Here is a 6,249-nt window from a genome sequence, read left to right as displayed (position 1 = left end):
ATTCTTAGCCACGCCGGTGGCGTCGAGGAGAGGGCTGGTGGTCAAAGCGTTCTCGATCTGGAGCGTTTCACCGTTTCAAGGAAACGGCGAACCGCTCTATCCTTTTGTTTTTACGCAATTCCGGACGGAAAACCGCTCACACTTTTCCTGGAATTGCTCGAAGGCTCAAACTATGCGTGCCAGATCAAATGGCAAGGACGCCAGACCTTGGTCCGGCGCCCTGCGCTTGCGTTCGGATCAGGCCCTTACTCGCCCGGGCCCTTGCAGGCCACGATCTGGTCCTTGGTGTAGGTCGTCCAGTCCGGGATGGAGATCGAGACCGGCCATTCGGGGCTGAGCGAGGGGTCGACGACGCTCTTCAGCTTGGCCTTGCCTTCCTCGGTGGCGTTCTCCCAGAGCTGCGGCTCGACCAGGACGGTCTGCTGCGCCGGCTTCTTGCCGTCGAGGATCTGCAGCGCGAGCGTCACGCCCGCGCCGCCGATCGAGCCGGGATTGGTGACGGCCGCGCCGACCAGGTCCTTGACCGAGCTCAACTGGCCGACGAAGCCGGCATTGTCGGCGCCCACGACCGGCACCATCGGCGCCTGCTGCTCGACCAGCGCGTCGACGATTACGTTGTCGATGCCGGAGGTCCAGATGCCGTTGATCGGCGTGCCGGTGGCGAGGAAGGACAGGATCTGCTGCTTGGCCTGGTCCTGCTGCCAGCCGGTGAAGACTTCCTGCGCGACCTTCACATCGGGGAATTCGGCGAGCGCCTTCTTGAAACCTTTGTCGCGGTCAGAGTCGGCCGAAGCGCCGGCGGCGCCGCGCATATAGAACACCTCGCCCTTGCCGCCCATCTGCTGGAACAGCCACTTGGCGCCGAGATAGGCATACTGTTCCTGGTTGTTGGAGATGATGTAGGCGGACGGTTCGGTCACCGCCTGGTCGACAGCGACGACGACGATGCCGGCCTTGGTGGCTTCCTCGAGGCCTGCCTTGATGCCGGCCGGATCGGCCGGGTTGACGACAATGGCGTCGACCTTGGCGCTGATCAGGTTGCGGATGTCCTCGAGCTGGCCGGCGGCGTCGGTGTTGCGGTGAGCGATGTTGAGCTTCGCCACTTCACCGGAAGCGAGCGCCTGCGCCTTCATCGCGCAGATCATCTCCTCGCGCCAGCCATTGCCCTGCACTGTGTTGGAAATGCCGATCGTGTATTTGCCGGCGGCGGCCGAGGCGCCTACCGAGGCGAGCAAGGCGGCGCCGGCAAGTAGCGAGGCCACGGTCAGATGTCTTTTCATGTCAGTACTCCTCCACATTGATCTTTTCAGTTCAGTCGATTGTTCAGCTCAGTTCCAGGGCGCCGACATGGTCGGCGCCAAGCTTTTCGTCATTTGACGAAGGGGTGCAGCACGTCGCGGGCAAGCAGGAAGCCGCGCTTGACCTTTTCATCCGTCCCCTCGAAGCGCCGGTCCTCATGCTCGATGATGACCGGGCCGTCATATCCGGCCCGGTAGAGGCCCGAAAAAATCCTGCTCCAGTCGATGTCCCCAAGCCCCGGCATGCGCGGCACCTGCCAGCCTATGCCAGCCGAGAGGATTCCGCGCTCGTACAAACCATCATGATCAATCATCAGGTCCTTGGCATGCACGTGCAGCATGTTCTTGCCGAACTCGCGGATGAAGCGCTCCTTGTCGATCATCTGCCAGACGAGATGCGAGGGGTCGAAATTCATGCCGACTTCGCCGCCCCAGGCTTCGAGGATGCGGCGCCAGACGTAAGGCGAGTAGGCGATGTTGTGCCCGCCCGGCCATTCGTCATAGCTGAAGATCATCGGGCAATTCTCGAAAGCGAGTTTCACACCGTGTTCGCGGGCGTGGGCGATGATCGCCGGCCAGACCTTTTGCGCGTCCTCCCAATTGGCGTCGACAGTCTTCGAGGCGTCGCCGCCGCAGAAGGTGTTGACCAGCGAGACCCCCATGCGGCTCGCCAGCACGATCACCTTCTTCAGGTGACCGATCACCGCCTCGCGATGCGCCCGGTCGGGATGGAGCGGGTTGGGATAGAAGCCGAGGCCCGAGATGGCCAGGCCCTTGCCGGCAAGCCCGGCGGCAATATCCTTGGCTTCAGCGGCCGAGATGTCCACATCGATATGGCTGGTGCCGGCATAGCGGCGGCTGGCCCCGGAAGTCTTCGGCCAGCAGGCGATTTCCAGCGCCTCGAAACCGGCCGAACGCGCCCAATCGGCGACGTCGCCGAGAGCAGTATCCGGAAATGGTGCCGTGAGCAGTCCAAGTTTCATGATGCCTCCCAATACCAAACTATGCAGATCGAGCCGGCTGGTTCAATGGCGCCTCTGTTGGCCCAGAGCAGACTTGTCTGACGAAGCCCATCGGATCGTTCGAGAGCAGGCCGTCGAGGCCGGCGACGACATGCGCGCGGAAAGTCGCGTTGGCGGCCAAGGACGGGTCGAAGATAGCGTCGATTGCCAAGATCGCGTCGGCGAGCAGTTTGCTGTCCGAACCAACGCGGTCGGCGATCGCCGCGATCCTGCCGGCGAAGGGGTCGGACACCTGCCAGGCGCGGCCGAAGCGCGCCGATGCCTTGATCAGATAGGCCATCCAGCCTGCCACGGGAACCGAAAGAAGCTCGATGCTCCCACCCTTCACCAGGCGGTCGCGGATCGGGTTGAGCAGGCGCTGCACGATCTTCTGCGAGCCGTCGGTGGCGATCTGGTGATTGCGGTGGCGAATCGCCGAGTTGGTGAGGCGCGACAGGCTCTGCTCGACATAGGCCGCCGGCGCAATGCCGGGGACCGGCATCAGCGTCGGCAGTGTTTCCTCGGTCAGCATGCGGCGGACGAAGCCTGCCAGAAGCGGGTTGGCTATCGCCTCGAACGTATGTTCGAAACCGCCCAAAACCCCGAGATAGCTGAGCGTCGTCTGGGCGCCGTTCAGCACCCGCATCTTGAGATGCTCGAACGGCGTGACATCGTCGACGAAGGCCGCGCCGACAAGGTCCCAGCGCGGCACGCGTCCGGCGAAGCGGTTCTCGATCACCCATTGGCGGAAACGCTCGCCGACCACGAGGGCGCTGTCATGGTAGCCATAGCGCTGCTCGACCGTATCGATATCGGCCGCGGTCGTCGCCGGCGCGATGCGGTCGACCATGGCCGAAGGGAAGGCGACATTGGCTTCGATCCAGTCCGCCAGCTTGCCGCCGCGCCGCTCTGCGAACGCACGCACGACATTGCCAAGAATGGTGCCGTTGGTGGGGATGTTGTCGCAGGACAGCAGCGTCACCGGGCGGCCATGCGTGGCTATGCGCAGTTCCAGCGCCTGTGCCAGGATGCCGGGCACGCTGCGTGGCGTTTCCGGATTGGCGAGATCGTGGACAATATCGGGATGGTCAAGGTCGAGCGCGCCGCTCGACGGGATGTGGCAATAGCCTTTCTCGGTCACCGTCATGGTGACCATCTCGATCTCGGGCGAGGCGAGCACCTCCAGCGCCGGCGCGGCACTCTCCTGGCTGTCGACGACGCGCACGATGCTGCCGATGATACGCGCCTCGACTTCGTCGTTCTGGCGGAGGAGCCGCGTGTAAAGGCCGCCTTGCCGGCCGAGCGTATCGGCAAGCAAGGGAGGGCGGACGTTGATGCCGATCAGTCCCCAGCGGTCGAAATCCTTCGCCAGCAGGTCGTCGGTGTATTCGGCCTGATGGCAGCGGTGGAAGGCGCCGACGCCGATATGGGCGATGCCGGGCCTCAACGCCCTGCGATCGTAAGCCGGCTTGCGGCCTTCGGATGGCAAGCGGCCGAGCAGGGCAGGGCTGAGGCTTTCGGGCGATGACGCGCTCACCGGTTGGCTCCGATCACCCATTGCTCTTGATCGACCAGCGTGCCGGTCATCGGACCGGCGGCGTCGGAGAGCAGGAAGACGGCAAGATTGGCTATGTCGGTCACGGAGAACAGCCGGCCGAAGGGCTGCGTCGCATTGGCGGCGTCGAGCCAGCCCGAACCCTGGCCGAGCGTGTCGGCCTGCATGATCCGTTCGGCCGGAGTGTCGGTCCAGCCGACATTGATGCCGTTGACGCGGATGCTGTCGAAGCGGTGGGCGTTGGCGGCGTTCTTGGTCAGCGTCGCCAGAGCGCCCTTGGTGGCGGAATAGACGGCAAGCTCCGGCGTGCCGCAATGCGCGTTGATCGACAGGATGTTGACGATAGCGCCGCCCTGTCCGCGCTTCTTCATGTCGGCGATCGCCGCCTGCATGAGGAAGAAGGGCGCGCGGGCGTTGACCGCAAACAGCGACGCCCAATCGTCGAACGTGGCGTCGGTGAAGGACGCGCGATCGGTGAGGCCGGCGGCGTTGACGAGACCGTCGATGCGGCCGAAGCGTTCAATGCAGGCCCCGGCCAACCGCGCCGGGGCTTCGGGATCGCCGAGATCGGCCGCAGCGAAGACGGCAGCAGCGCCCATGGCCGTGAGCTCGGCGGCGACAGCATCGCCGCGCTTCTGGTCCCGGCCGGTGATCAGCAGGCCGGCGGCGCCGGAGCGCGCAAGCGTCTCGGCGGTCGCGCGGCCGATGCCTTGCGTCGCGCCGGTGACCAGCACCACCTTGCCGTCGAGACGAACCTCCATTCCTCCTCCCGGAACAAAGTTTCCATTTTTTCAAATATGGAACGATAATTCCCGTTAGTCAATCGTGCTAGAGCGGTTCACCGTTCCATGGAACCGGTGAACCGCTCTATCTCCTTGTCTTTCGCAATTCCGGACGGAAAACCGCTGACACTTTTCTTGGAATGTTAATCTGTCCGGCGCGCGACGACGCCATGGACCAAGGCCATGCCGACCGCGAGCGAGGCGGCTAGCGAACGGAAGCCGCCAAAATCCTGCTCAACCACTTCCAGCCAGGTGTCGGAGAGTTTTGCCAGCGGCGAAAATGTGCTGTCGGTGATGGCGAGGATGCGCGCCTTGCGCTCATGCGCGACGGCGACGAGGTCGGGCGTGATCGAATTGTAAGGACTGAACGAGACGGCGAGCACCGCGTCGCGCGGCGTGATGCAGCCGACCTGGTCCAGCGCGGTCGAGCCGACATTGTCGACCAGCACATTGCGCACGCCCTGCTGCGAAAGCGTCAGCGACAGATAGGTGGTGACGGGAAAGGCGCGCTTGCTGCCGATGACGTAGATCAGCTCGGCCGCCGCCAGATGACCGACCATCGTCTCGAAAGCGGCGATATCGAAATTGTTGCCGATGCGGCCGAGCGAGGCCTGGCAGGCGCCGACCATGCCATTGAGGAAATGCAGGTCGGCATTCGGCTCCCCGGCCTTGTCCGGGCTGCCTTGCGCATCCGGCCAGGAGCCCTTCATGCGGTCTTTGAACAGGAGCTGGAAATCGGAAAAGCCGGAATAGCCGAAGATCTGGGCGAAGCGCACCAGGGTCGAGGGCTGCACGCCGGCCTGGTCAGCCACCTGCGCGATCGTGCCGAGCGCAACCTCGCTCGGATGTTGCCAGAGGAAGATCGCCACCTGGCGAAGCCGTTTCGGGAAATGCACGGTGCCTGACGAAAGCACTGCGCGCAGCTCTTCATAGGTTTGCGGCTTGGTGTAGCCAAGTGCTGCCAGTGATCGGCTCCTCTTCCTCGCTGCCGTCTCCAGGCTATGCGAGGACGGCTCGTCGGCCGCCTTGCCGCGGCCGCTCATAGGATATGCCTCATCGTGACCCCAACCATCGGATGCATTATCCGATCCCTGCCCACCGGATGCGGTCCGTCACCTGGACCGAGGGTAAAAAGCTAACGCGGCACAATCGTTCTACAAAACAAAAAATAGAAATATCATTCGAAAACAGCCGTCGCCGGTCACAACATCCGCACCGACCGGCATATCGAAACTTGGGGAGGATAATCGCAATCATGGTCTATGCAACCGCCGATGGTACGTCGCGTCAACGCCTGCGGGTCGGCATGGTCGGAGGCGGCCGCAACGCCTTCATCGGCGCCGTGCATCGCCTCGCCATGCGGCTCGACGACCAGATCGCGCTGGTCGCCGGCGCATTGTCCTCGGATCCGGAGAATGCCGCGGCCTCCGCCGCCGAGATCGGCATCGCGCCGGAGCGCAGCTATGCCGATTACCATGCCATGGCGAAAGCCGAAGCGGCACGGCCGGACGGCATCGAGGCGGTGGTCATCGTCACGCCCAACCATCTGCACGCACCAATCGCGACGGCCTTCCTCGAGGCTGGCATCGACGTCATCTGCGACAAGCCGCTGT

Annotated in this window: 6 protein-coding genes; 1 reads left to right on the top strand and 5 read right to left on the bottom strand. The window is 63.9% G+C overall.

The genetic code is table 11. From position 1 onward, the window contains the following. Nucleotides 1-245: 245 nt before the first annotated feature. The 5 genes from EOA27_RS17650 to EOA27_RS17630 form a co-directional block, all read right to left on the bottom strand. On the bottom strand, nucleotides 246-1,280 hold the full coding sequence (locus EOA27_RS17650) for an ABC transporter substrate-binding protein (protein ID WP_126081249.1): 1,035 nt from the start codon (nucleotides 1,278-1,280) through the stop codon (nucleotides 246-248). Between the two features lie 89 nt (nucleotides 1,281-1,369). Further along, nucleotides 1,370-2,281: a sugar phosphate isomerase/epimerase gene (locus EOA27_RS17645; RefSeq protein ID WP_126081250.1), complete on the bottom strand. Its 912-nt coding sequence runs from the start codon at nucleotides 2,279-2,281 to the stop codon at nucleotides 1,370-1,372. Between the two features lie 19 nt (nucleotides 2,282-2,300). Then, a complete protein-coding gene (locus tag EOA27_RS17640) occupies nucleotides 2,301-3,836 on the bottom strand; it encodes a mannitol dehydrogenase family protein (protein ID WP_245466937.1) in 1,536 nt (511 codons plus the stop codon). Next, on the bottom strand, nucleotides 3,833-4,615 hold the full coding sequence (locus tag EOA27_RS17635) for an SDR family oxidoreductase (protein ID WP_126081252.1): 783 nt from the start codon (nucleotides 4,613-4,615) through the stop codon (nucleotides 3,833-3,835). Before EOA27_RS17635 ends, EOA27_RS17640 begins: the two co-directional genes overlap by 4 nt. A 164-nt stretch (nucleotides 4,616-4,779) precedes the next feature. Beyond that, nucleotides 4,780-5,679, bottom strand: coding sequence for a MurR/RpiR family transcriptional regulator (locus EOA27_RS17630; protein ID WP_126081253.1), 900 nt, complete (start codon nucleotides 5,677-5,679; stop codon nucleotides 4,780-4,782). Between the two features lie 212 nt (nucleotides 5,680-5,891). On the opposite strand from EOA27_RS17630, the gene EOA27_RS17625 reads away from it, so the two are divergent. Next, nucleotides 5,892-6,249 (top strand): Gfo/Idh/MocA family oxidoreductase (locus EOA27_RS17625; RefSeq protein ID WP_189562050.1); only part of this gene is annotated, 358 nt, incomplete at its 3' end.

Origin of the sequence: Mesorhizobium sp. M2A.F.Ca.ET.037.01.1.1 (assembly GCF_003998075.1) — a bacterium.
GTDB lineage: Bacteria > Pseudomonadota > Alphaproteobacteria > Rhizobiales > Rhizobiaceae > Mesorhizobium.
The sequence above is the reverse complement of the archived record's forward strand: the minus strand, read 5'-3'. Positions and strand labels throughout refer to the sequence as shown.